Genomic DNA, 23,248 nt, shown 5'->3' on the forward strand with positions numbered 1-23,248 from the left:
TTTATCTGAGCTTTTCCCATTCCGACCTTAATAGCGTCCATTCATTCATATCAGCAAATTCGCCATTACTGTATAAAATATCCTCGCGTTTAGTTCCATCTAAATGACAATTCAATTTTTGTGCGACATGATTACTTGAGTCATTATTAATGTCGACATTAATAATGATTTTACGTAGATTATATTCCGTGAATCCAATAGTCATTAACGCTCTTACGGCACGGTGCATAATGTTCTTGTGATGCCATTGATTACCAAGCCAGTAGCCAATTTCGGCATGTTGGTGTTCTTTATTAATCTGGTTAAAACTTATCATACCAACTGGCTGATTACGATAACGAATGACACAATTTAAAGAATCACCTGCACCGAAGTGAGTGAGCGTTGTTTGCAAAAATTTCTTTTCATCGTCAACAGAATGAAGTTGATTAGCCCACGGTAGCCATTGAGCAAGTGTAGTACGGCTGTCTTCGACAAGTGCATATAGTGCTGCTGAATCTTTATCTGGCAAAGGTAATGCTATACTAACGTCGTCGTCATATCTAAAACTAAACACAAATGAATCTCCTTAAATTAAAAAAATATTTGAAATAATTAATTTATTTATTATAAAATAATAAAATTTGTTTGTAAAATAAAAAAAACAAAGTTAAAATCTCTCATTGCTTGAATAAGTTGTACCGTTTGTATTTTCAATTGCGCCAAAGTGTTGGCTGGCCCATTAACGAAAAAATAAATTAAGCTGCCAATTAAAATGGTGACCCACATGTCTTTTTTTCATTTTTACCATAGTGTTGAATAGCTCAACCACCTGCTATGATAACGACTAGTCCTAGTAACACAGGTTTTAAAGCATTATAAGTATCCATTGGTCCTCCTCTCTATGCAATGTTGATGAAACCAGCTTTAAAACAGTATTTTTATTGGTACTCAGTAAAGTTAAATCACTGACCAAATATTGAGTAGGCTCTTTTGTTCGGGTATCAAAATCAGCGCTTGATGGTGAATAATAAACTTTTAAAAACGGGGTCATGTACTACCCATATGAAGTGAAGATGTTGAAATGAATGCATATAGTCGTATGAAACAAATAACAATAGCTAATGTCATATGAAAACGCCCGTCAATCGTATATATTTAGTTAGGAATTCAATCTGAGTCAAGGTGCTGTGCTGTTAGAGTTGCCAATTTTTCGATTAAATCGATACCATCTTGTTCGGTCGAGTTACCATTAGTTAACACAGCAATCGTATAGTTATTGTCGCTGGTTTTCACATGACCAATTGAATTGACAATCCAGCCACTGCCATACTCTAACCAACCATTCTTTAACTCAACTGTAGCATTTGAATCAACACCAGTACTTACACCCCAGTCTTGATCAGAATCAATATTTGCCATCAAATTCAACACATAATCTCGGTCAGTACGGTCAATTGTTGAATTTTTGCCATACGCTAGGGCATTCAAAAGTTTAACTTGGTCATGAGCAGTTGTTGTAGATAAACCCCAGGCATTAGCATTCATTTTGCTTTGAGACATATCTAAATCGTTAAATAACGCATCTGGGGCACTATAACTGCCTTCATAGGTACTTAATAAAGTTGTCGTCGCATTGTTATCAGATTGTTCAATCATTTCTTGGGCCAACGTTTCTTCTGTCGTAGACAATGCTGTATTATTTTCTTCATGTTGTTGCAAAAGATTCGTCAAAACGCTAACTTTAACAATACTTGCTGTTTGATAGGTAGCACCGGTATCACTATTATAGATGGTTGTTTGTTTAGTTTTGTGGTTATAAACGGCAATATTAACGTTAGCATTTTGTTTTGCTAATGTTGTTTTCCATTGTTTTTTGAGCGCAGAATCAGGTTGATGGGTTATTTTTTGAGAAAGAGATACTACTGCGGAAGTTGATGAATTTAAGTTTTCTTTGATAGATTTTTTATAAAACAAAAAAGCACTTATAACAAGTGTGAAAATTAAAATAAACACAATTAGTTTTGTTAAATTGCTGTTTTTTCTTTTAAAGTGTCTCATAAAAAATATTATACAGATTTATATTAAATGAAGGCGCGATTTGATTTATAAATAAAATGTATAGCAGAATAAAAAATTAACAAGCCACTGTTTCTTCCAGTGACTTGGTAAGTAACAAGGGCAGTAAAATTTTATATTGGTATGAAACAGAAATTAGGGATTGGTGTGGCAATTTTAATGCGTCCTAATTTTCTCATTCTAGATGAATCCACACATGGATTGAATCCGGACGGCATTAACTTGGTTTATATTATGAATTTCAACAGTTCGGATTATCGTACAACTTTCATACTTGTTAATCAAGAGCAGTTCGATTGATAATAGCAACAATATGTATTGCTTTGTTCCTTTTAGCGTGTAAAATCATCATTTTGACGTTTCCTATTAAATTCTGTACTCGCGTATTGTGAACCCACATTTATCTGTATTTTAAGTACGCTTACTTGGTTCTGTTCTGGTTAACGCCGTTCGCTACCGTGTCAAAATTAATTACGTGAATATTTGGAAAGAATAGTAAGTAACATCCTTTCTTCTGAGGTCAGTAGATGATTTTTTCTAAACGCTATGCTACCAACAAATTTAGGTTGATGTTCATCCTTTATTGATAATGTAATTATGTCTGGCGTTGTTGGCTTAACGATATCAGCTAACAAAGCAATACCAAGATTTTCCGAAATCATATTCATTAAAAAATTAATATCGGACGTTTTCATAAAAAATTTTGGCCTGATATTACCTGTACTAGCAAAGTATGCCATGGCTCGATTATGAATAAAATTAGAATCGAGACCAACAAAGTGTTCGGATTTTAAATCGGAAAAAGATAAACTTTCCTTTTGAGAAAGTGGGTTTTTACTAGAGACGTATATTTTAAAATCGGCTTGAACGAAAGGTTCCTGCAATAACTCGTTAGTAACGTCACTATCCAATGAGCCTAATAATGCAATGTCAACATCGCCATCTATTAGTGATCTTTTTAATACATTAGATCCAGCTTCAAAAATGTGCATATTTTGGATATTAAATTGCTTATCAAATTCTTTACTAGCTACTGCAATCTTAGCAAAATAGGCACTCTTTAACATGGGTGGCAAACCGATTGTTGTACTATGTGATTTTAAGTGATTCAGTTCATGCAAGGCCGTTTCTATTTCCGTCGTAATCGAATGGGTGTGTTTGTATAGTTGTTCACCTGCTGGGGTAAATTTTAGTTCAGTTTGTGAGTTTCCTCTTATAACTAACTTACTTTGGAAGTGAGATTCTAAGCGCTTTAAAGCAGTGCTAATAGATGGCTGGCTAACATTAAATGTTTGGGCGACTTTGGTAAAACTTTTTTTTGTATATAACTCATTAAAGTATTTGAAATCTTCTGTTTTCATTAGAAACCCCTTTATATCAATGACAATCATGGTGTATATAAAATAAATTTATAGTAAATAGCTAGTTTGACTATAAAACAAATGACCATGTATAGTCAAATATGTTGTTAATTAAAATACAAAATTTTTGGAGGAGATAACATGACTACAACAGGGTATAGCATTTTGCGTAATCCATTTTTAAATAAGGGAACGGCATTTTCTGTAGCTGAGCGTGAGCAATTGGGCTTAACTGGTACATTACCAAGTCAAGTGCAAACGATTGAAGAACAAGCAGAACAAGCTTACAAACAATTTCAGGCGAAAAGTCCTTTACTTGAAAAAAGAATATTTCTTATGAATTTATTTAATGAAAATGTTACATTGTTCTATCACTTGATGGATCAGCATGTTTCAGAATTCATGCCAATTGTTTATGATCCTATTGTCGCAGAGTCTATTGAACAATATAATGAAATTTACACTAATCCTCAAAATGCGGCATTTTTGTCAATCGATCATCCAGAAAATATTGAGAGCACATTGAAAAATGTCGCTGATGGTAGGGATATAAAGCTAGTTGTTGTGACTGACGCTGAAGGTATATTAGGCATGGGAGATTGGGGTGTCAATGGTGTTGATATAGCCGTTGGTAAATTGATGGTTTACACAGCAGCAGCTGGAATAGACCCGGCAACAGTACTACCAGTAAGCATTGATGCAGGTACGAATAACAAAAAATTATTGGAAAATCCTTTGTATTTAGGAAACAAACATGAGCGTATTGCTGGTGAAAAGTATCTTGAATTCATAGATAAATTTGTGACTGCTGAACAAAAATTATTCCCAGAATCATTATTGCATTGGGAAGATTTTGGACGTTCAAATGCACAAGTAATTTTGGATAAATATAAAGACAGCATTGCCACATTTAACGATGATATTCAAGGAACCGGAATGATTGTTTTGGCAGGAATATTCGGTGCTCTACACATATCGAAAGAAAAACTAGTTGATCAAAGATTCCTAACCTTCGGTGCTGGAACGGCTGGCATGGGAATTGTTAATCAGATTTTTTCAGAATTAAAACAAGCCGGGCTATCCGATGCCGAGGCTCGTAATCATTTCTATCTTGTTGATAAGCAAGGCTTGTTATTTGATGACACTGAAGATTTAACTGAAGCGCAAAAGCCGTTCACCCGTTCACGAAAAGAATTTGTTAACTCTGAACAATTAGACAATTTGGAAGCAGTGGTCAATGAGATACATCCAACAGTTTTAATTGGCACTTCAACACAGCCAGGCACATTTACGGAAGCAATTGTAAAATCGATGGCACAAAGCACAGAACGACCAATTATTTTTCCTTTGTCAAATCCAACAAAACTAGCTGAAGCAACTGCAGAAAACTTAATTAAATGGACTGATGGGAAAGCTTTGATAGCAACTGGTATTCCCGCAGATAATGTTACCTACAAGGGAGTGACATATAAAATCGGACAGGGCAATAACGCGTTGATTTATCCTGGGTTAGGCTTTGGTCTCGTTGCCTCAACGGCTAAGTTGTTAACACAAGAAACAATATCATCTGCTATTCATGCACTGGGTGGTCTAGTGGATGCTGATGAACCAGGAGCAGCTGTATTGCCACCAGTTTCGAATCTTACTGAGTTCTCACAAAAGATTGCTGAAATTACAGCTCAAAGTGTAGTAAAGCAGGGACTTAATCGTGAAAAGATTGATGATCCAAAGCAAGCCGTACAAGATGCTAAATGGGCTGCGGAGTACTAATTAGGACATAAATAACATGACAAAAATAAAAATCAGTGGTGTCAGCTTACCGTTGTATATTTTGATGCTGGTCATACTTGGCATCACAATTTCACTTAACAAGTTACCACTTAATATGCTTGGTTTGACCTTGCTATTGGTTCTACTCGGGCATCTATTTTACTACATTGGCAACATTTTACCGATTTTTAAATCGTATCTTGGTGGTGGATCTGTTTTCACCATTTTCGCTTCGGCTGCTCTAGCAACAAGTGGCATCATACCTTCAAACGTTGTAAACGCTACTAAGACATTTCTAAATGACCAAGGATTACTAGACTTTTATATCGCCGCCCTAATCGTTGGTGCAATTCTAGGAATGAATCGGAACTTATTGCTTAAAGCGGCTGTCAGATTTATCCCAGTATCTTTAGCAGCCATGGTTATAGGATTCTTTGCTGTTGGTCTGGTTGGTATGTTACTGGGACTTGGCTTCGGGCATTCCGTGATGTTTGTTTCTATGCCAATGATGGCAGGTGGTATAGGTGCTGGAGCGGTGCCACTTTCGCACATTTATGCTCAAGGTTTAGGTTTCAGTTCCGCCTCAATGTTTTCTCAACTAATACCTGCCGTTACCTTGGGGAATGTTCTTGCCGTTATTGGTGCAGCATTAATTGCAAAAGTTGGAGCAAATACAAAATACGATGGCCATGGTGTTTTATTACCAATCAATGAGAATGAGAAAAGTAAACCAATAAAGAATCTAGACGTTACTCGTATCGGAGTTGGCATGATGCTAGCATTTTCGTTCTTCTTGGTTGGCACAATTTTAAATAGTTTTGTTCCAAAAATTCACGCCTATGCTTTTATTATTATCTTAGTTATTATCGCTAAGGCATTTAATTTGATTCCGGAGCAACTTGAAGAATCAGTAGTCATGTTTAACAAAATTATAATGGGTAACTTGACACACGCAGTATTAGCTGGGATAGGTTTGGCACTAATTGACTTGAATGTATTGGAACAATCATTGACTTGGAAATTTGTTCTTCTCACGCTTACGAGTGTCGTTGTAATGGGTGTTGCGAGTGCCATGATTGGAAAGCTATTTGGGCTTTATCCTGTTGAGTCTGCGATTTCTGCAGGAATGGCGGACAATAGTATGGGCGGCACAGGTAATGTGGCGGTACTATCCGCTTCAAATCGAATGGATATGATTGCTTTCGCTCAAATGGGAAATCGAATGGGGGGCGCAATCGTTCTAATCTTGGGAGGAGTGTTAATTCATTTTTTGCACTGAAATGCGATAATTAAAAAGCATATAGATATCTAAGAACAAAAAAGGTTTCATGCAAGAAATATTTATATAGAACTTAAAGTATAAACTTATAAGCATAAGGTATGAAACAGAGATTGAAAAGTTTCTGTAACATTCCTTGTGCTTATTTTTTTGTCAAATACGGATATTTTTTAAGAAAGTATTAACATTAAAAATCAGCACAAAAAAACACAACTAGATTTACTAACTGTGTTTCAGTACATTGAAAACTAAATATATTCTTGATTAATAAAGTAATGCCTTCGACAACGTTATTAATGAGAATCAAAATTTAAAGTTATTTTCAATAACCAAATTTTATATGATTATCAGCCATCAATCAAAATGCATGCATGTGCTTATAAAAATTATAATCACACATAGTAATTTAACTAGAATTATTTAAAAACAATAATCTGATCAAAATCTGACATATCGTTTTTTTTAGAATACCATTCCATAAACAATTTTCAGTACTACTACACAATGGTTCTTCTATTTCTTTATGGGTAGGCGGTCACAATATCAGTTCCTAGGTATATATCCTTTAGTTGTTTGGAATTCTAGACCTAACTCTTCGTATATACTTAGACAGTTAATTCTTAAGCGACCATCTTGAGTAATTTTGTCTCTATTTACTTTTTTGATAATTAAATGAGTAAATTTAACATAATTTTCTTTAGAAATTCTAAAATTTTGAAGAATTACAAAGGAATGATTATTAATTCAAAAATGTTTTGACATTGATATCGATTTATTTAAGATTAAAATTAAACTTTTTTGGGTGAAAATTTACGATATAGATTTGCATGTTTTTGAATGATTTGTTGTTTGTAAACAATCACAAAAGGTTTATAGGGAACTGGACTTGATTAGTTATCTAAGCATAGTATAAGAAATCGTGTTAATTTCATCGTGTACTTCGTTTAAATTATACTTTGGTAGAGCCCATCCCATTAAATCTGCATCGAACTCACCGATAAAATCTTTCCCAAGAATGTCTTTTTCTTGATCAAATATGTTTTTTTCTATTTGTATATCTGAAATGGCAAAATGCTGCTCCAATTTTTTTGGATTAAGAGTGGGGTCGTTAGCTACCATGAAATCAACACTATGCTTTTTTAATGTCGAGTGACTAAAGTACTTTGCTATAAGCATTGTGTCAATAAAGTAATTGCTAAAATTTGAATACAAAGTTTTTTGCTTAATACTTCTAAGTCGCATACTTTGTCTTAAAAAAGAAATGTCAAATCCTATATTATGACCGACCAAAATTGAATTATAACCAACATAATCTCTGAATTTTTGAACTGCTGTATCTATATCAATTCCATTAGCAGTGATGAACTCTTGTGTTAGAGTAGTATTTGTTTTCAGGTAATCACTAATTACAGCATCCTTATTATACCAATTTTCCATCGACTCTATGTGATTATTAACTACTTTCATTGCTGCTATTTCAACAATCTCATCTGTTTCATAATCTAGTCCTGTGGTTTCTATGTCCACAACAAAATAATCATTTGGGAAATAAAATCTTATTGGTTCTTCTGTGAATTCTTGCCAATCAATATTAACTATCAAGCTATTTTGATTAATTGATGTATCAAATGAAATCATGCGGTAAGGCATACTTAAAATTGTTTGAATTTTCCTTATAACATCCTCTACGTCAGGATGAATATAGTAATTAAAACCATGTTGTTGATATTCATTGTTGAGAGTTTCAACTAACTCAATGAACTTATCACTTTTTTTACTTTCAAACGTTTCTGCTCTAATGAGAGGTTTCCAATCATCTCTCAATTTTATTTTAGATGTTACTTGTACAGTAGTGATGTTTTCAGATTCATCCAATAATTTTTGTTCATCGGATGTTTTTTCTTTATTTTGGATAATCGGTACATTTACTGGTGCAGAGTGCTCAGATTTTTTGGTTATTTCTTTTTCATTTAAGTTTGATTTCTCGTCTGGAACAGATGCTGAGGTGGTAATATCTTGTAGTTTGCTATTATTATCACTAGACGTGAAATCATTATTATTTTGTAAGTGTTTAGGGGTAGAGTGTTTTTTTAAGTGAGAAAACCAATAAAAGGCTATTATTAAAAGTATAATAACGATAAAAAATGACATTACATTCACCTCGAATATTTATATTTACTAGTGTAAGTATAGCGTATAAAATAGTGATTCACTACTGTTCGTAAGTTAATAGTTCGGACTATTTTTTGTCCAAGGCTGAATCGGTTATACGTCCTCCAAAAAGTATCAAGATATGGTAAAAGAATTTGGAAATTGAGTTGTAATGCCTTTTGTAGATGGAATTAATATTTATTTATCTGATATTGCAACAGATATGGGATATGATAAGTAGAGTAGATTTATGATAAATGTAAGTGGAGGTCAAGCACAGGTAAACATCTCAAATGACAACAGTACCTTAAATGCAACACAAAATATTCAGGTAAACCCATCAGAGATTGCAAGTTTAATTACTGAGTTGAAAGATAATATTGAAAATGAGTTGAAAAATAATCAGAGTATAAAAAATATTTTATTATCTCAAGCTCAGTTTATTGCAGATGAGACAGATGATGAAAAGCCAAAAAAAATTTTAAAGACAGCTATTAATACAATCCAAGACTTATTAAAGTACTTTTAGCAGTGACAGCAGTAGAAAGTAGCAGAAAATTATATGAGCTGATAGCTCCATTGCTTAGTTAGAAGGTTATAGGCTACAACTATACAACCAAGTTGAAATATCAGATGAGCAGCATTACGATTACTTATTCAATCGTTGTCTTGATAGCGCTAGCGTTACATTATCTCGATAATTAATAATGTGCAAATATTGCAATGTATTTCCTCGGAGCTAAATTATTAATAAAACTACAATAATTCAAATTTACATAATCGCTGCTATACAAAGTAACGCTGTGACAGGCTTTTAAAAGCCTGTCTTTTGTTTATAAAATCGCAAAATTCACAAGCTGACTTAGATGCGCGTTTTTATATTTCACAAGCAGGTATGTTTTAAACCAATAGCTGATATCGTGGTGATTTAATCACTCAAAGAGCCTCTCGATAACAATAATCATACGAAAACGTTTTATTCAATCTTTAAGACTTAAACTGTTTATTTGAAGGGACACCAAATTTTATCCGAAGCACAAGCATCTAATGGCTGATATATTAACTTTTATAATACCAGCCGTATCTCAAATGTGGCCAAAATAATGGAATAAAAAATGATTAATTTATTCCAAATACATTAAATCGTCTACTAACTTACATTATTTTGTTTAGTAGCAGTAACAATTGTTCCCGTTCATGACTATCTAGTTTTTTTAATAATGTGTCTGAACTTGTTTGTTCAAAAGCATTTAGTTTTGGATAAATTTCGGAGGCACTTTTTGTAGGGTAGAGTCTTCTTAACCTTTTATCTTTAGTATCTTCAACTGTAATTATGTAACCCAGTTTCTCTAAATTTTTAATTGTTCTAAAAGCAGTCGTTCTGTCGATACTGAGTTGATCAGCAATTTCTCCCAGAAACATTCCTGGTTTTTCACAAATACGAATAATATAAATGAATCGATTATTGCCCAGGTTGAGTGAATTAAACTTTTTATTACTTTGAATTTGCAATTTTCGAGTAATTGACCCGATATTTCTTATGATTTCAAACATTTGTATCTCCTTTATATGAATTTTTAGCTATGTAATTGAACTTAGTATAACATATATTCCTAATTTTAATTGCAAATGCAATTATATACTGATATAATCATTTTAATTCATTGCATTTGCAATTATAAAAGAGAGGACAATTTATGAATTCATTTATTTTGTTTCTAATTATTATGTCATTTACACCTGGCCCGAATACTATTATGGCTATGCTATCGGGTCAAAATAGGGGATTTAAAAAAAGTTTACCATTAAATTTAGGAATGGCAGTTGGCTTTTCAATCATTGGAATTATAATAATGCTGTTTGCTGAACAATTTGGAGACAATATGAAAATTTTGTTCCTAATGAAAATACTGGGTAGTTTATATTTGAGCTATTTAACTTATCATGTTTACTATAGCAAACCAGCGAAAAATAAAATGATTATTTTGGGATTCAAAAATGGGTTACTTGTTCAATTATCTAATGTCAAAGTTTATTTGTATTTTATAACTGGCTTATCAGCTTACAGTTTAACTGGAAAGTTTGGGATTATGCCTTATCGCTTATTAGTTATGGTCATAATGGGATCATTAGGAACATTATCGTGGACTTTATTTGGAAAGTTAATTGAAAATGGTATAAATCTGATTGAAGCCAAATTAAAACAAGCGAAAAAACAACTTTATGAAACCTCACGATAAGTAATATTAGGCTGTAAATTTTTAAAACGTTTATCATCTTGATGTTATATATGTTTGTTAGTCTGAAATTGTATATTATTGAGCAAAGGAGAATAAAAAAATAAATGACAGCAGAACAACCAAAGAAAAGGAAAAGGCAACCACGATTAAACGAAAACCAACGCTACTTAATCGAACATTTGTGGAACAATGAACAACTCTCACAAACTGATATTGGGCGTCAATTGGGATATGATCCATCAGTGATTAGTCGTGAATTAGACCGTGGCAATGTGCTAGATTTCTCAAATTTAGACCGTCGCACCTTATTGAGAATGGACATTCATGCACGGATTAAATATTCGGCGCAACGTGGTCAATATATCGCGACTAAGAAACGCTTTCGTATGGGACAAGGACTATTGCTCACACCAGAATTAAAGGAACTGATTGAGCATTGGATTAATGTCGAACATTGGACACCAGAACAGATTGCTGGAAATGTTCAAGATGTAGAAGTATCGTCCTCAACCATTAGAGACTGGTCAAAAAGAGGTTTGATTAATATTCGTACCCACAAATATCATCGCCAAGATGGTTCCCCAAAACAACGAGAATTAGCTAAAAATCAACGCGCACGACAACGAGAGATTGCAAGATTACGAGAAAACTTACAAAAGAGTGGTGAGTTAGTCCGTCATTCCATCTATGATCGTTCGCCAGTCGTGGCCAAGCGTAAACAATTTGGTCATTGGGAAATTGATTTAGTGTTACCAATGAAACAAAACAATGGGCAATACCAAGATCATTCTGCAATTATGACGATCGTTGAACGGAAAACCAGATTCTACGCCTTGATTAAAGTTAAAAGTAAACAATCGAAAGACATGATTGAAGCGTTTAAACTGTTTTATGAACGTTATGGAAAAGCAGTAAGAACGATTACCGCTGATAACGGCTCTGAATTTATCTCTTGGGATTTCTTAGAATTTGTTCAAAAAGAACTTAAAATAAAACTCTACTACTGCACGCCATCGTCACCACATCAACGAGGTTCTAACGAAAACCGCAACGGTAAATTACGTGATTGGTTCCCCAAAGGCACTAGTTTTAAACCCGTAAGGCAAAAACAGTTAGATGAAGTCGCAGATAAGATGAATGCGATGCCAATGCGCATAGCCTTACAAGGTAAGAGTCCCATTGAATTATTTGATAAGGAATATAAAACGATGCAGAGATATCGTCGTGCGTATGAGAAAAGAAAACTTCAAAATAAATAATATTTTGAAGCGTACATGTTTTTAAATCAGGTTCAACTCTTAAAAATATGTACACTAGCATACTTTTAATTTAGCCAAAAAAACATTTTCTAAAATTATAAAGATACGTTTGAATTTTAATCATCTTATGTTAGACTTGAAAAGTAAAAAATTCTACGGGAGAACAAAGAAGAGGGTATAATAATATGAAGAAGAAAGTTTTCACGATTGTTTCAACAACCGCGTTATTTAGTGCATCATTAATGTTTACAGGATTAAATCCAACAAGCATAAATGCTGAAGCTTTAACGAAACAGCAACAAGTACAAGTTGAAAAGTTAAGTCAACCAAATCAAACTATACGTGATGCAGTAGCACTATTAGGCAGTTATAGTTATAACTATCAAGATGAGTATCTGTCTAGTTTAGGTACAGACTCAACCTACATTTTATCCACAGGTCATGGATTTAGAGGATTTGATTTAACATATCCATATTTTGATAAAAATGAATATGAAAAGTTAAAAACAAATCCGAACGCAGCAACCATTGGGTCAATACGTCTAGCGTTAAAAAATGTCCAGATAAAGCAATATAATCATAGCAGCGACAATTAATAATCAATTAAAAAAATACAGATACTCAGCAAAACAAATTGCATATTGAGTATCTGTATTTTTTTAGCAACTTAGTTGAGGAATCAAGATGTTAAACAGCCTTAAAATAAGGATAAGAAACCGTGGACAGTGATTTAACATTGATGTATGACATTGGTATAATAGAATAAGAAGTGTCTTACAAATAAAAAAAACAACTAGTGAAATTACAAAAATATTTCCGTAATTTTACCAATTGATTAAACATCTGGTAAACGACTTGCAATCCGCCTATTCTATTTTAGTGTACCGTGCATAATCTAGCGTAACAGAGGCTTGTTGATACGTTGGCGCACAAGGGATTACACAGTTTACTAAAATTCCAAAGTCAATAATTTGAAATGAAGTAACGTATTTGTAACATTCGTTATTTTAAAAGCTCATAAGTCCTGTGTGGGCTTATTTTTTTTGCTTAAAAACAGCCTAGATATTAAGAAGTTGTTAAGAAACCGTCTTCATGACGGTTAATTATTGGTAATAAAATCAATGAAAATTGACAACTAAAACAAGGGAGAAAGAAACAAAATGAGACATTCTTTTGGGTCAATTGTAAAAGCCTATCGGGAAAGAAAAAGACTAACACAATTGGAATTAGCTGTGAAATCAAAAGGGGAACTATCAACGGCAACGATTTCAAAAGCTGAAACCGATCCAAGTTATAATCCGAAACTGACAACGTTCATCAAATTTTACAAAATTATGGATGTGCCATTTGAAGAAATTGTTGCAACATTAGAGGGGACTGCTGATGATAAATGATCAAGATACACCCAGGAAAATGGAACGTGTTAGTAGAGATCAAGTCGAAACTAATGAACGATTCTATAAAATTCCAAAAGCATTGTTTGAAAATGAATTCTATGCCGACATGAAACTTGAAACGAAAGTGGCTTATGCAATTCTGCGTGATCGTTTCTTGTTGTCAATTAAGAATAATTGGATTGATAAAAATGGTGATGTTTACCTGATTTACAAAAACATTGATCTGCAAACAATCCTGAGTGTTGGCGAGAAAAAAGTCATTAGTTTGAAAAAAGAACTAGCAAATTTTGGGTTACTTGAAGAAGAACGACAAGGGCTAAATAAACCAAACAGACTTTACGTTGGCAACATAAATGCTGATTTTGAAGTTATCCACAGGGTCAATCCCTTGGGGGACAGGGAACTGTCAAAACGACAGGTCCGGAACTGTCAAAATGACAGGTCAAGAACTTCCAAAACGACAGCTCAAGAACTGTCAAAACGACAGTCAAGTGAGACTGAGAGTAGTGAGACTTATTTGAGTGAAACTGAGACCAATTCTTTTGATGAGGATGAAGTAAGTAGCAATAACAATTCAAAAAAAACTCAGCAATCATTTATCGCAATCGGCAAAATAATTCAAAACAATCTTGAATTAAGAAGTGTAGTCCAAGGTTTGATTCCTGATTTACTTTTGAATGAACCCCAACAAGCAGAAATTGTCGTCGATGCTCTTGATCGTGGCTATTATTTTTTGACGGCCGAACTTGAGAAAGGTAATTCTGTTTTGACTTTGCAAAAGCAATTACAAGGTGAAGTTGCTATCAAACAGTTACTTTTGAACACTGGCATCAAACAAGTAGATTACATGCGCGACCACCTGATTGATATCAGCCAATATGGTAAATATTTTGCTAGTGGCTTTAAGAGTCGTTTGAAGATTGCAATTGCAACAAGTCAATCGGTCTCAGGCTTTTAACTTTAAATTGGAGAGAGGAGAGATATAATGGCAAACCAATACAACGTATTTATTGCAGTAGACTTTTTTAACGCAGACATACTTTTTGTGGCTAACTCATCAGGTGAACTTAGCCGAAAAGTGATTAAAGCAATTGAAAATCATAAATTAGAAAGCGATGGTGCAGTGAGGTTATACCGTTCCTCTTATCAATCATTTAAGGCTATCGAAAATTTGATGGTACGCTACCATTTACCATTTCATGAAGCTGCAAGACCAAAAGGGAGAGATTATGAAAGTCAGACAACTAACGCTGTTGGATGAGCAAAGTTTACAAGAACTTCACCAAACTAAATATGTCGTCATTCTCGTTAAAGAATTAAAACATAATCTCGTTCAACCAACCAAAAAACAAGCCTTTGTCTGCTTAAAACCAAATGAAATGAAAGTCAAAGGAGAGTTGTTTGACGATTGCTTAGGGAATCATTATGTCGGTTGTACAGTCCTAAAGGGCATTCATTATTCTGAAGCTGGTAACCAAATCCCCGTGTTTAAACTACCAAATAATATCCAAGACTATTTAGCCAAACAACTGACACCGATTGTTAGTTTACTGGATCAAAAAAGGAGAAATTATTATGCAAATTAATCACCACGTAGGACGTTTAGTTCGTGATGTTAACTTCACTGTAAGAGGTGAAAATAAAACCAAGATTGCCTACTTCAAATTAGCCATTAATGATTTAAAAGATGGCAAAGCAACTTACATTAATTATGTTGCTTTTAACAAAACAGCAGAATTGATTCGTGATTATGTGACTGATGTTGGGCAAGTGGTTGAGGTTGAATTTGTGATGCGCAATCACAACTATAACGATAAAAATACAGGTCAAAAGATTTATGCTATGCAAAATCAAGTGACACAATTCCGCATCTATAAATCTAATCAGTCATCGAAAAGTTCTGCTGTTCAAACACAGATTGCTGACAGTAAAAATAGTGAAGTGACAGATAATGATTTGCCACCATATCCTGACTTTAACAGCAATGCATTTGAGTATGTAGAGGGGTAGAACAATGACTGCAATAATCACAATAGCTGATAAATTTAGAAATATTTTTCAAAGATTTAGTCGCTTTGGAACTTGGTTTTTGGAACATCAACGGCGCAATTTAATTGCCATATTTAGCCTATTTATTCTGATAGCTTTTAGTACAACCGTGATGGTTAACATTACACCTCGACCTTCAAATTTGCCTAGTACGGAGTTAAATATGCCAGTGTCATTTGGCACTTTGAACAAAACCGCTAGTCTAACAAAAAGTGTTTTTAATAAAAATAATGGTGTTTTGGAACTGCATTATACAATCTCTGACGGAGCTGTTTCTGACCAAGATTTGGTTGATATTAGCAAAATTAAATTCACTGCTATGACCGATCATGGTGGCAATCAAGTTACTGGGCGTGTCGTGCCAACTTCAAATAATACACTCGTGGTCCAATTTAAAAACTTGAGTCATAACTTCAATGCTGTAACACTAACAGCTCATGATAAAAGCATCAACACGGCGACAGTTGAAGCGCCAAGTAGCGTAGTTGCTGATAGTTCAAGTGCAAAGAAAACTAACGCAAACAGTAATACCGCAAGTGGCAAATTCATTATCAATCGTGACAAAGTATCTAAATCAAATACGCTAACATTTGCCAGCCAAGAAGAACTTGAAGTTAGCGAAAGTGAAGCTAAAATAGCGGCACAACAAAAATTGATTTCCAAGAATACAAACGCGATTGTTGAATATCAAAAAGCAATTGATCAACAGCAATCTTCCATCAAAAAGTACCAGAAAATACTCGCTCAGTTTGATGGCTCAGATACACAAACTAGCATTGATAATGCGCGTGATGCCATTACACAAATACGAACACAAATCAGTGATGCACAAAAAAATATTCAACGTGCTAGGACAAATATTAGTCAATATCAAAAGACTAGAAAGCAGGTTCAGGAAGGCAAATCATTGTTGCCAAAACCAACAGGTTTGTAATACCACATCGTTAAATAAATTGCCTATTGGGCTATTTTTTTCAATCAAATAAAGGTTTAAAAAGGGTTAAACGTAGGTTAAAAAATGGTTTAACTGTAATTCATTGAGGTAATCCCTTGAAAGGCCCGCACGGCGGGATTAAAACCACAAGGTTTTCCTTTCCCCTTAACCTGTTCCCAGCTTATTAAATATTTTACGGAGGTTGTATGAAAGGTATAACAAAAACAATTAAAAACATTGATGAACATGCTTTGAAAATCATTGAAGCACAAGCATCAAAAGAAAATGTCTCGTCAAGTCAATTAATTCGAGAACAAATTGAAGACTATGCTAAGCGACTTGAAGAAGATAGCGCAGCAAAAACATTGCATACTTATCTCGACGATTTAATCATGGCTAACAATAACGTTGTGCACGGATTAAATGACAATACAATTGCGATAGGTGAAATGTTTAAAACAATTCTAGCGCGACTTGAAATGTATTTTCCAGGCTTAAATGATGAGGTAGAACGAATTCAAAAAAACGCTCGCCCTCAGGAAAAAAATTTTCCAAAGTCGATTGACTTTGATGAGTTTGAATAAGCAGAAGAGGTTCAAATGAAAAATTATAAACGCGGTCGGTTTGCGAGAAGAATCCTATTAGGTATTGTCATATTGATAGGTATTGTCTATTTAAACCGTGTGTCGATTTTGCAAAAAATTGTTGCACTAGGTTCGCAATCACAACTGATTAATATTGATAAACAAAGTAATTCACCGACACAAAATGATGAGCTAGCCAAATTAAAATATACTGGTCAAACAGTTGTTGAAATCAATCATAATCAACCAACATTTAGTCAAGAAGACTTACAAATTAAACAGGGTGGCTGGCAAAAGCTATCTTCATTAGATTGGTTAGGCAGACCACAAGCTGCTAATGCGTTGCTTAACAAAAAATTGATGCCGCCTTCTCAAAAGTATAAAGCGCGTGAACGATTAACTATTAAAACGCCAGGTTACCATGCCATCAAAACGGGAACGAATAATACAGACTGGTTATACAACCGTAGCCATCTGATTGGGTATCAATTTACTGGTCTAAACAATGAAGCCAAAAATTTGATCACGGGGACACGACAGTTGAACGCAGACAGTCGTGTCAATGCAAAAAGTATGGTGACTTATGAAACTGAAATTGCTGATTACTTGCATCAATCAAAAAATAATTATGTGCGTTATCAAGTCAAACCAATTTACAAAAATGTTGGGTTAGTACCCCGTGGTGTTCACATGATGGCACAGTCAAATGACAATACTTTGAAATTTAATGTCTATGTTTTTAACGTTCAAGATGGTTGGACAATTAACTACTTAAACGGTAAGGCTGAAAGGAGTGAATAAGTGAAAGATGCAATAGAATTCAAAACAAGTCAAATGAAGGCACTCATCAAAAGAAGAAATGTTTTGAATAAAAAATATGATACAACGCTACCCGAAGATATTCCTTTAGAGGTTAAATCAGAACTAGAGCTTATTGTAAATTTGTTAAATGAATTTGACATCAATCAATTAATTTTTGATGAAAGACCAACAATGATTGGAATTAAAAATTCACGAGATGAAGAATGGTATTTTCAACAAATGAAATATTGGGTAGAAAGACACCCAAATGCTCTTAATGCGAAGTTTAGTCGAAGTAGTGTCTATAAGTTTGCTTTGCACTTCTTCGTAGAAAATATTGCCCTAAATACCAACAATGCACGTCTTAATTATTCAGAACTAGCCCAGAAAGTAAATGATGCCAACTCCACAAAAAGTGATTCAAAATTGACTGCGCAATTGGCAAATGTAGAGAATTTACTAGGTTTTCTTTTAACCATGCAGCAACGTCAACTTGAATACATTCCAGAAGGCATTAATTTAGAAAATGGTTTTGTTAAATACGCCATTAACCCAATTAATCCCACAGAGTTCCAACAATTTGGTACACCCACAGAACTCAATCCAAACAATGAATTGGCACAATCTTATGAAGAATATAAAAAAATTCGGAGTCGCGATAAGCAGCTGATCAAAAAATATCACCAAACAGGAGGACAACTCGATGACGATTAAAAAGCATAATAAAAGAAAAGCACAACTGACAAAGTATTTAGAACAACTTGATGAATTCAATTGGCACCATCCTACTCAAGTTAGTGAGATGGCTGACAGTCAACATGAACGCGATAATCGTACGTACTATTTGGCTCAGATAAGTTTAATTCTGTTTAATAACTATCAACAGTCCTACATGCAAATTGCTCAAATGCTGAACATGTCTTCCAGAACAGCCCGCCGTTTGACAATTGATTATGAACAAGATTTTGATAGTTTAGAAGAGATTATGGAGGAATTGCAAAATGGCGAAGACTGGTGAAATTGCTGCATTTGCCCTGGGTGAAAAAAAGACGGCAATGGTCAATTTACCAGCGCAGTTTGTCACGTCTAGTACAGCAGATATGAAGGGACAAAAATACTCAGATTTAGTTGACTATGCTAATAATTCGGAAAAGACAAACGATCTTAATAATGAGTCCATGACCGATTTAATTGACTTAAAGGAACAATTTAGTAAGCCTGGCTATGCTAACCGCAATTCTGCGGTAACAGAAACGCATCCAATATTTGGTAGCGATAAACTAAATTATGATAATCACGATATTTCTGTATTGAGAAAAGACTTGGATGAGGCTCAAAAAAATGGCAATAACATCCATGAACTCGCTTTCTCAATCAGAGGTGATTGGTTAGTTAAAAACAATCTCTATGATCCCGAGACCCGTATGATAGACCAAAATAAGTTGAAGCATGCAGAACAAGAGGTTGCTAAGACGCTAATTAACAAAGGATTTAATTTACCTTTGGGAGAAGATGAAAATGACGTTGTTTGGTTTGGTGTGATTCATCAGGATACTGACCACCTAAACATGCATCTGTGGTTTGCTAAAAAAAGCCAAGAAACGCGGTCTGAGATGGTCAAGCAAGAAGGTAAGTACAAAGGGCAGCCAATCGGCGTTATACCTCTGGAAGTGATTGAACAAGCCAAGCGACAGTTTAGAAAACAATTAATGTCGTCACAGGAACTAAGACGGCATCAGGAAATATTAAAAGGTGTTGGTGGCTTTAAAAAAGAAATTGTTGAGACAGCGCCAGAGAACCTTTTAAATGACCGACACGCCAAAGCCATCAAGAAAATTTATGATGCTTTACCTCAAGACATGAAAGGTCGGTGGCAGGTTGGTAATGCTCATTTAACCGCTGGAAAAGGCAAAATGGCAAAAGCAAATCAATTAACAAATCAACTCTTAGACGATTTGTTTGAAAAGGAACTCAAACAAGAATATGAGGGCTTCAGGTCGCTGGCACAAGAATACGACGCCATTAATATTGAAGACCAGGGCATGATGCATAAGGGACAACGCAAATGGTCTGAGAATAAGGAAGAGGAATTAAGGAAACGCTTAGCGAATCAAATCTACAAACATTTAGCACAAATTGAAGACACCTCAATAAATGATATTGACCAACAAATGTCGGAACTACTAAACCATGTTGAACATCGCGACAAAGGCAGTAACGCAGATAAAACAAAAATAGTATCTAGCCCTCAGGAAAAGAATTTGGCCCCAAAATCACCGGCCAACAATGTAAAACAAAATTCAAAGCGCATAGGCGATCAGATGCGAGTGCGGGGTGGTTCGTTTAATAAAATTAGTCGTTTGTGGCGGCAGGACGTCCGTGCTGAGACAAACGCAGAACGTCAATTCTTAAGAAATCAAAAGAAAGTTGAACAAGAAAAGGCTAACGAAGAATACGAGTCAGAAATATCCAGAAGATTGTAAGGAGAAAAATTTTCTTGTCAAATGGTTTTTTAGCATCTGTGACAATTACAGATAAAAGCATTATAATAGTTTACCCTCGATAAATAATGTAATGACAATATCTCGCACCCTTTTAAAAATTTTTCATTTTAGACTAATTAATAACAAAATTAAAATAAATAATTTATTTATTCCATATCTTATTTAGCTTTTTTATAGGACTTTAAAAGTCCGTAGCGATTATTTGAGTACAATTTCGTATTTCAAAAAAATATAAAAAATGTCAATCTATGTTAGATTATCTAACATTAAATGTGAATAATATAATAATGTGTGATAAATTCTAATCATATCATAAGGAAGGTTGTATTCGATGAAACTAGAAGATATTAATGACATTGTGAAAATTTTAAATGAAAATAACTTGACCCATATTTCTTTTAGGAATGGTGATTCTAAAATTAGTATTTCAAAAAATAATCTTAGTAATTTTCAAAGCGGTGTGAATGCTGAGTCAGAGACAGAAAAACAAGTACCTACTAGTGAGTATATTACATCGCCTACGGTCGGAACTTTTTATGTTTCATCTGATCCAGAGTCAACACCGTTTATTTCTGTTGGACAAAAAGTAACAAAGTCAACAGTTGTAGGTATTGTTGAAGCTATGAAAATGATGACTGATGTTTTAGCAAATAAGGATGGTTTAATAGCTGAAATTTTAGTTTCAGACGGTGAATCAATTGAATACGGTCAAAAGTTGTTTAGGTTATCGTAATGGGTGAAAAATTTGTAGACAATTTCAAAGTTTTAATTGCAAATCGAGGAGAAATAGCTGTTAGAATAATTCGTGCTGTCAAAATGTTAGGATTTCAAACCGTTGCGGTATATTCGTCAGCAGACAAAGACTCATTACATGTAGCAATGGCGGATGAATCAGTACAAATCGGTCCATCTAATGTTTCTGATAGTTATTTGAATCAAAAAGCAATTTTAGCAGCGGCTGAGATTACACATGCAGATGCGATTCATCCAGGATATGGTTTTTTGTCAGAAAATCCTAATTTTGCCAAGCAGGTTGAAGAAATGGGAATCGTCTTTATTGGTCCAACTAGTGAAGTTATCGCACAAATGGGTGATAAAGAAAAAGCCAGGCAATTTATGTCAGAGGCTGGAGTTCCTATTGTTTCAGGTAGTGATAGTTTTTTTGAAGATGTTGATATTGGTTTTAAACAGGCCAAAAAAATTGGATATCCAGTTATGCTAAAGTCAGTAGCTGGTGGTGGCGGAAAAGGTATGCGTCTAGTGTCAAATCAAGACAGTTTTAAATCGCTTTTTGAAGTAGCCCAGAGTGAAATCATGGCGTCAGTTGGTGATCCACGGATGTATCTTGAAAAATTTGTTTTTAAACCGCGGCATATTGAAGTACAAATCCTAGGTGACGGTTTAGGTAATGCCATAGTTTTAGGGGAACGAGACTGTACGATTCAAAGTCACCATCAAAAAGTAATCGAAGAAGCTCCTAGTCATTTACTAGATGAAACGACACGAAAAAAAATGTTAGCAGTTTCTCTAAATGCTGTAAAAAAAATGGCTTATCGAAGTGCAGGCACTTTTGAATTTTTGTATCAGGGTCCTGGCAAATTTTATTTCATGGAAATGAATACAAGAATTCAAGTTGAGCATGCTATTTCTGAAGAAGTTTCAGGAATCGATATTGTATCAGCTCAAATTCAATTAGCAAGTGGTCGAACTATAAATGACATTTCAATTGGCTCAAAAAACAATTTTGCTATTGAGGCACGCGTGTCCGCTCTATCCGCAGGCACAATTACTGGATTACATTTGCCCACCGGATTAGGAATTAGAATTGAAACGGCTGTGTATCAAGGATATAAAGTACCTCCATATTATGACGCGATGATTGTAAAAATTATTGCAACTGGCATGACTCGGCATGAGACATTAAAGAGATTGCAGATAGCGATAGAAGAGACAGTTATATTAGGTGTGGACACAAATTTAGATTTGTTGATGAGAATTATTATTCACCCCGACTACATGTCAGATAAGAATAAAACAGACATTGACTGGTTGGATTTTCAAATGAAAGAATAGGGAATTTTTAAAATGACACCAACAGAATTTAGAAAAAAAGTGAGAGATAACGAATATCAAAAGCCAACTGCTGGGATGTGCCCAGGATATGCTCAAACAAATTTAATTGTTCTTCCTTGGGAAGATGCATACGACTTTCTATTATTTGCTCAGCGTAATCCTAAACCTATTCCCATCCTGGAAGTCACAGAAGTAGGAAGCAGAGAGTTGCAAACATTAGGGAATGACATTGATGTTGCTACAGATTTTCCAAAATATCGTATTTATCGAAATGGCAAAATGGTTGACGAATATTTGTCCGTTGTAGACTTTTGGCGTGAAGATTTGGTTAGTTTTTTGATAGGATGTAGTTTTTCCTTTGAGGATTTACTAGTCGATGCGGGCATCGAAATTCGTCACATTACTGAAAAAGCAAATGTGCCAATGTTCAATACAAATATTCCCTTAAAGCAAGCGGGTAAATTTTCGGGGAATATGGTTGTAAGCATGAGGCCTATAAAAAGTAGTCAAATAGCTACAGCGGTTAATGTAACGAATCGGTTGCCAGGCGTTCATGGTGCTCCAATTCAGATTGGAAATCCAGCAGAAATTGGTATATATGATCTTGCCGATCCAGATTATGGTGACGCGGTTACCATTAATGAAAATGAAATACCTGTGTTTTGGGCATGTGGTGTAACGCCACAAGCAGCAGTAATGGCTTCGAAACCAAAATTTGCCATTACACATTCACCAGGACACATGTTGATTACTAATATATCAAATAAGGACCTTAGCGTGTGAATAAA

At 34.4% G+C, this 23,248-nt stretch carries 25 protein-coding genes and 2 pseudogenes; 21 read left to right on the forward strand and 6 right to left on the reverse strand.

The features are described from left to right. Position 1: 1 nt before the first annotated feature. From A6B45_RS04850 to A6B45_RS04855, 3 genes and pseudogenes are all read right to left on the reverse strand, one after another. On the reverse strand, positions 2-556 hold the full coding sequence (locus A6B45_RS04850) for a GNAT family N-acetyltransferase (RefSeq protein WP_072613598.1): 555 nt from the start codon (positions 554-556) through the stop codon (positions 2-4). Between the two features lie 146 nt (positions 557-702). Further along, positions 703-869, reverse strand: a pseudogene (locus A6B45_RS10665) (TcpD family membrane protein); the annotation flags it as partial. Between the two features lie 280 nt (positions 870-1,149). Beyond that, positions 1,150-1,956, reverse strand: a complete 807-nt coding sequence (locus A6B45_RS04855) for a serine hydrolase (protein WP_157884976.1) — start codon at positions 1,954-1,956, stop codon at positions 1,150-1,152. A gap of 201 nt (positions 1,957-2,157) precedes the next feature. On the opposite strand from A6B45_RS04855, the pseudogene A6B45_RS04860 reads away from it, so the two are divergent. Further along, a pseudogene (locus A6B45_RS04860) lies at positions 2,158-2,277 on the forward strand (lantibiotic ABC transporter ATP-binding protein); the annotation flags it as partial. Positions 2,278-2,525: 248 nt separating this feature from the next. On the opposite strand, the gene A6B45_RS04865 reads toward A6B45_RS04860, so the two are convergent. Further along, complete coding sequence (locus A6B45_RS04865; protein WP_072613600.1) at positions 2,526-3,419, reverse strand: LysR family transcriptional regulator; 894 nt, start codon at positions 3,417-3,419, stop codon at positions 2,526-2,528. Positions 3,420-3,560: 141 nt separating this feature from the next. Between A6B45_RS04865 and A6B45_RS04870 the strand changes: the two genes are divergently transcribed. Beyond that, positions 3,561-5,189 (forward strand): malolactic enzyme, encoded by a 1,629-nt coding sequence (locus tag A6B45_RS04870; protein ID WP_072613601.1) that lies wholly within the window; start codon positions 3,561-3,563, stop codon positions 5,187-5,189. Positions 5,190-5,205: 16 nt separating this feature from the next. Then, positions 5,206-6,468 (forward strand): 2-hydroxycarboxylate transporter family protein, encoded by a 1,263-nt coding sequence (locus A6B45_RS04875; protein WP_072613602.1) that lies wholly within the window; start codon positions 5,206-5,208, stop codon positions 6,466-6,468. 894 nt (positions 6,469-7,362) lie between these two features. On the opposite strand, the gene A6B45_RS04880 is transcribed toward A6B45_RS04875, so the two are convergent. Next, the gene (locus tag A6B45_RS04880) at positions 7,363-8,619 is read right to left on the reverse strand and encodes a 3'-5' exonuclease (RefSeq protein WP_072613603.1); all 1,257 of its coding nucleotides are present in this window, start codon (positions 8,617-8,619) and stop codon (positions 7,363-7,365) included. 250 nt (positions 8,620-8,869) lie between these two features. On the opposite strand from A6B45_RS04880, the gene A6B45_RS10560 reads away from it, so the two are divergent. Beyond that, complete coding sequence (locus A6B45_RS10560) at positions 8,870-9,148, forward strand: hypothetical protein (RefSeq protein ID WP_237048965.1); 279 nt, start codon at positions 8,870-8,872, stop codon at positions 9,146-9,148. 626 nt (positions 9,149-9,774) lie between these two features. On the opposite strand, the gene A6B45_RS04890 is transcribed toward A6B45_RS10560, so the two are convergent. Then, on the reverse strand, positions 9,775-10,173 hold the full coding sequence (locus tag A6B45_RS04890; RefSeq protein ID WP_072613604.1) for a MarR family winged helix-turn-helix transcriptional regulator: 399 nt from the start codon (positions 10,171-10,173) through the stop codon (positions 9,775-9,777). Positions 10,174-10,316: 143 nt separating this feature from the next. Here A6B45_RS04890 and A6B45_RS04895 point away from each other — a divergent pair, with 143 nt between their 5' ends. The 17 genes from A6B45_RS04895 (at position 10,317) to A6B45_RS04975 (ending at position 23,243) form a co-directional block, all read left to right on the forward strand. Next, complete coding sequence (locus A6B45_RS04895) at positions 10,317-10,859, forward strand: LysE family translocator (RefSeq protein ID WP_072613605.1); 543 nt, start codon at positions 10,317-10,319, stop codon at positions 10,857-10,859. A 104-nt stretch (positions 10,860-10,963) separates the two neighbouring features. Further along, complete coding sequence (locus tag A6B45_RS04900) at positions 10,964-12,118, forward strand: IS30 family transposase (protein ID WP_072613606.1); 1,155 nt, start codon at positions 10,964-10,966, stop codon at positions 12,116-12,118. Positions 12,119-12,303: 185 nt separating this feature from the next. After that, positions 12,304-12,714, forward strand: a complete 411-nt coding sequence (locus tag A6B45_RS04905) for a hypothetical protein (protein ID WP_072613607.1) — start codon at positions 12,304-12,306, stop codon at positions 12,712-12,714. Between the two features lie 564 nt (positions 12,715-13,278). Beyond that, positions 13,279-13,512, forward strand: coding sequence for a helix-turn-helix transcriptional regulator (locus A6B45_RS04910; protein WP_072613608.1), 234 nt, complete (start codon positions 13,279-13,281; stop codon positions 13,510-13,512). Next, positions 13,502-14,473 carry a replication initiator protein A gene (locus A6B45_RS04915; RefSeq protein ID WP_081371169.1) on the forward strand — a complete coding sequence of 324 codons (972 nt, stop codon included), beginning with the start codon at positions 13,502-13,504 and terminating at the stop codon, positions 14,471-14,473. The genes A6B45_RS04910 and A6B45_RS04915 overlap by 11 nt, the downstream gene beginning before the upstream one ends. A 27-nt stretch (positions 14,474-14,500) precedes the next feature. Beyond that, a complete protein-coding gene (locus tag A6B45_RS04920) occupies positions 14,501-14,776 on the forward strand; it encodes a hypothetical protein (protein WP_072613609.1) in 276 nt (91 codons plus the stop codon). After that, a complete protein-coding gene (locus A6B45_RS04925; protein ID WP_072613610.1) occupies positions 14,745-15,101 on the forward strand; it encodes a hypothetical protein in 357 nt (118 codons plus the stop codon). Before A6B45_RS04920 ends, A6B45_RS04925 begins: the two co-directional genes overlap by 32 nt. Continuing rightward, positions 15,091-15,525 carry a single-stranded DNA-binding protein gene (locus tag A6B45_RS04930; RefSeq protein ID WP_072613611.1) on the forward strand — a complete coding sequence of 145 codons (435 nt, stop codon included), beginning with the start codon at positions 15,091-15,093 and terminating at the stop codon, positions 15,523-15,525. Before A6B45_RS04925 ends, A6B45_RS04930 begins: the two co-directional genes overlap by 11 nt. 4 nt (positions 15,526-15,529) lie before the next feature. Then, on the forward strand, positions 15,530-16,498 hold the full coding sequence (locus A6B45_RS04935) for a hypothetical protein (RefSeq protein WP_072613612.1): 969 nt from the start codon (positions 15,530-15,532) through the stop codon (positions 16,496-16,498). Positions 16,499-16,704: 206 nt separating this feature from the next. Then, positions 16,705-17,082, forward strand: coding sequence for a ribbon-helix-helix domain-containing protein (locus A6B45_RS04940; protein ID WP_072613613.1), 378 nt, complete (start codon positions 16,705-16,707; stop codon positions 17,080-17,082). 15 nt (positions 17,083-17,097) lie between these two features. Beyond that, positions 17,098-17,883 (forward strand): DNA/RNA non-specific endonuclease, encoded by a 786-nt coding sequence (locus A6B45_RS04945; RefSeq protein WP_072613614.1) that lies wholly within the window; start codon positions 17,098-17,100, stop codon positions 17,881-17,883. After that, entirely contained in the window at positions 17,884-18,597 is a 714-nt protein-coding gene (locus tag A6B45_RS04950; RefSeq protein WP_072613615.1) for a hypothetical protein, read from the forward strand. After that, on the forward strand, positions 18,587-18,901 hold the full coding sequence (locus A6B45_RS04955; protein ID WP_004915877.1) for a hypothetical protein: 315 nt from the start codon (positions 18,587-18,589) through the stop codon (positions 18,899-18,901). The genes A6B45_RS04950 and A6B45_RS04955 overlap by 11 nt, the downstream gene beginning before the upstream one ends. Then, positions 18,885-20,366, forward strand: a complete 1,482-nt coding sequence (gene mobP2, locus A6B45_RS04960) for a MobP2 family relaxase (protein ID WP_072613616.1) — start codon at positions 18,885-18,887, stop codon at positions 20,364-20,366. The genes A6B45_RS04955 and mobP2 overlap by 17 nt, the downstream gene beginning before the upstream one ends. A 352-nt stretch (positions 20,367-20,718) precedes the next feature. Beyond that, complete coding sequence (locus tag A6B45_RS04965; RefSeq protein ID WP_072613617.1) at positions 20,719-21,120, forward strand: acetyl-CoA carboxylase biotin carboxyl carrier protein; 402 nt, start codon at positions 20,719-20,721, stop codon at positions 21,118-21,120. Beyond that, positions 21,120-22,460: an acetyl-CoA carboxylase biotin carboxylase subunit gene (locus A6B45_RS04970; protein ID WP_072613618.1), complete on the forward strand. Its 1,341-nt coding sequence runs from the start codon at positions 21,120-21,122 to the stop codon at positions 22,458-22,460. Before A6B45_RS04965 ends, A6B45_RS04970 begins: the two co-directional genes overlap by 1 nt. Positions 22,461-22,472: 12 nt before the next feature. After that, positions 22,473-23,243 carry a putative hydro-lyase gene (locus A6B45_RS04975; RefSeq protein ID WP_072613619.1) on the forward strand — a complete coding sequence of 257 codons (771 nt, stop codon included), beginning with the start codon at positions 22,473-22,475 and terminating at the stop codon, positions 23,241-23,243. Positions 23,244-23,248: the final 5 nt, after the last annotated feature.

Source organism: Leuconostoc suionicum (genome assembly GCF_001891125.1).
GTDB classification, from domain to species: Bacteria; Bacillota; Bacilli; order Lactobacillales; family Lactobacillaceae; genus Leuconostoc; species Leuconostoc suionicum.

Excerpts from the sequence above, each read along its gene's own strand:
- A6B45_RS04900 (WP_072613606.1), top strand. The coding sequence starts at position 10,964 with ATGACAGCAGAACAACCAAAGAAAAGGAAAAGGCAACCACGATTAAAC.
- A6B45_RS04875 (WP_072613602.1), top strand. The coding sequence starts at position 5,206 with ATGACAAAAATAAAAATCAGTGGTGTCAGCTTACCGTTGTATATTTTG.
- A6B45_RS04970 (WP_072613618.1), top strand. The coding sequence starts at position 21,120 with ATGGGTGAAAAATTTGTAGACAATTTCAAAGTTTTAATTGCAAATCGA.
- A6B45_RS04890 (WP_072613604.1), bottom strand. The coding sequence starts at position 10,173 with ATGTTTGAAATCATAAGAAATATCGGGTCAATTACTCGAAAATTGCAA.
- A6B45_RS04965 (WP_072613617.1), top strand. The coding sequence starts at position 20,719 with ATGAAACTAGAAGATATTAATGACATTGTGAAAATTTTAAATGAAAAT.
- A6B45_RS04895 (WP_072613605.1), top strand. The coding sequence starts at position 10,317 with ATGAATTCATTTATTTTGTTTCTAATTATTATGTCATTTACACCTGGC.
- A6B45_RS04920 (WP_072613609.1), top strand. The coding sequence starts at position 14,501 with ATGGCAAACCAATACAACGTATTTATTGCAGTAGACTTTTTTAACGCA.
- A6B45_RS04955 (WP_004915877.1), top strand. The coding sequence starts at position 18,587 with ATGACGATTAAAAAGCATAATAAAAGAAAAGCACAACTGACAAAGTAT.
- A6B45_RS04910 (WP_072613608.1), top strand. The coding sequence starts at position 13,279 with ATGAGACATTCTTTTGGGTCAATTGTAAAAGCCTATCGGGAAAGAAAA.
- A6B45_RS04945 (WP_072613614.1), top strand. The coding sequence starts at position 17,098 with ATGAAAAATTATAAACGCGGTCGGTTTGCGAGAAGAATCCTATTAGGT.
- A6B45_RS04930 (WP_072613611.1), top strand. The coding sequence starts at position 15,091 with ATGCAAATTAATCACCACGTAGGACGTTTAGTTCGTGATGTTAACTTC.
- mobP2 (WP_072613616.1), top strand. The coding sequence starts at position 18,885 with ATGGCGAAGACTGGTGAAATTGCTGCATTTGCCCTGGGTGAAAAAAAG.
- A6B45_RS04880 (WP_072613603.1), bottom strand. The coding sequence starts at position 8,619 with ATGTCATTTTTTATCGTTATTATACTTTTAATAATAGCCTTTTATTGG.
- A6B45_RS10560 (WP_237048965.1), top strand. The coding sequence starts at position 8,870 with ATGATAAATGTAAGTGGAGGTCAAGCACAGGTAAACATCTCAAATGAC.
- A6B45_RS04940 (WP_072613613.1), top strand. The coding sequence starts at position 16,705 with ATGAAAGGTATAACAAAAACAATTAAAAACATTGATGAACATGCTTTG.
- A6B45_RS04870 (WP_072613601.1), top strand. The coding sequence starts at position 3,561 with ATGACTACAACAGGGTATAGCATTTTGCGTAATCCATTTTTAAATAAG.
- A6B45_RS04865 (WP_072613600.1), bottom strand. The coding sequence starts at position 3,419 with ATGAAAACAGAAGATTTCAAATACTTTAATGAGTTATATACAAAAAAA.
- A6B45_RS04925 (WP_072613610.1), top strand. The coding sequence starts at position 14,745 with ATGAAAGTCAGACAACTAACGCTGTTGGATGAGCAAAGTTTACAAGAA.
- A6B45_RS04905 (WP_072613607.1), top strand. The coding sequence starts at position 12,304 with ATGAAGAAGAAAGTTTTCACGATTGTTTCAACAACCGCGTTATTTAGT.
- A6B45_RS04975 (WP_072613619.1), top strand. The coding sequence starts at position 22,473 with ATGACACCAACAGAATTTAGAAAAAAAGTGAGAGATAACGAATATCAA.
- A6B45_RS04915 (WP_081371169.1), top strand. The coding sequence starts at position 13,502 with ATGATAAATGATCAAGATACACCCAGGAAAATGGAACGTGTTAGTAGA.
- A6B45_RS04935 (WP_072613612.1), top strand. The coding sequence starts at position 15,530 with ATGACTGCAATAATCACAATAGCTGATAAATTTAGAAATATTTTTCAA.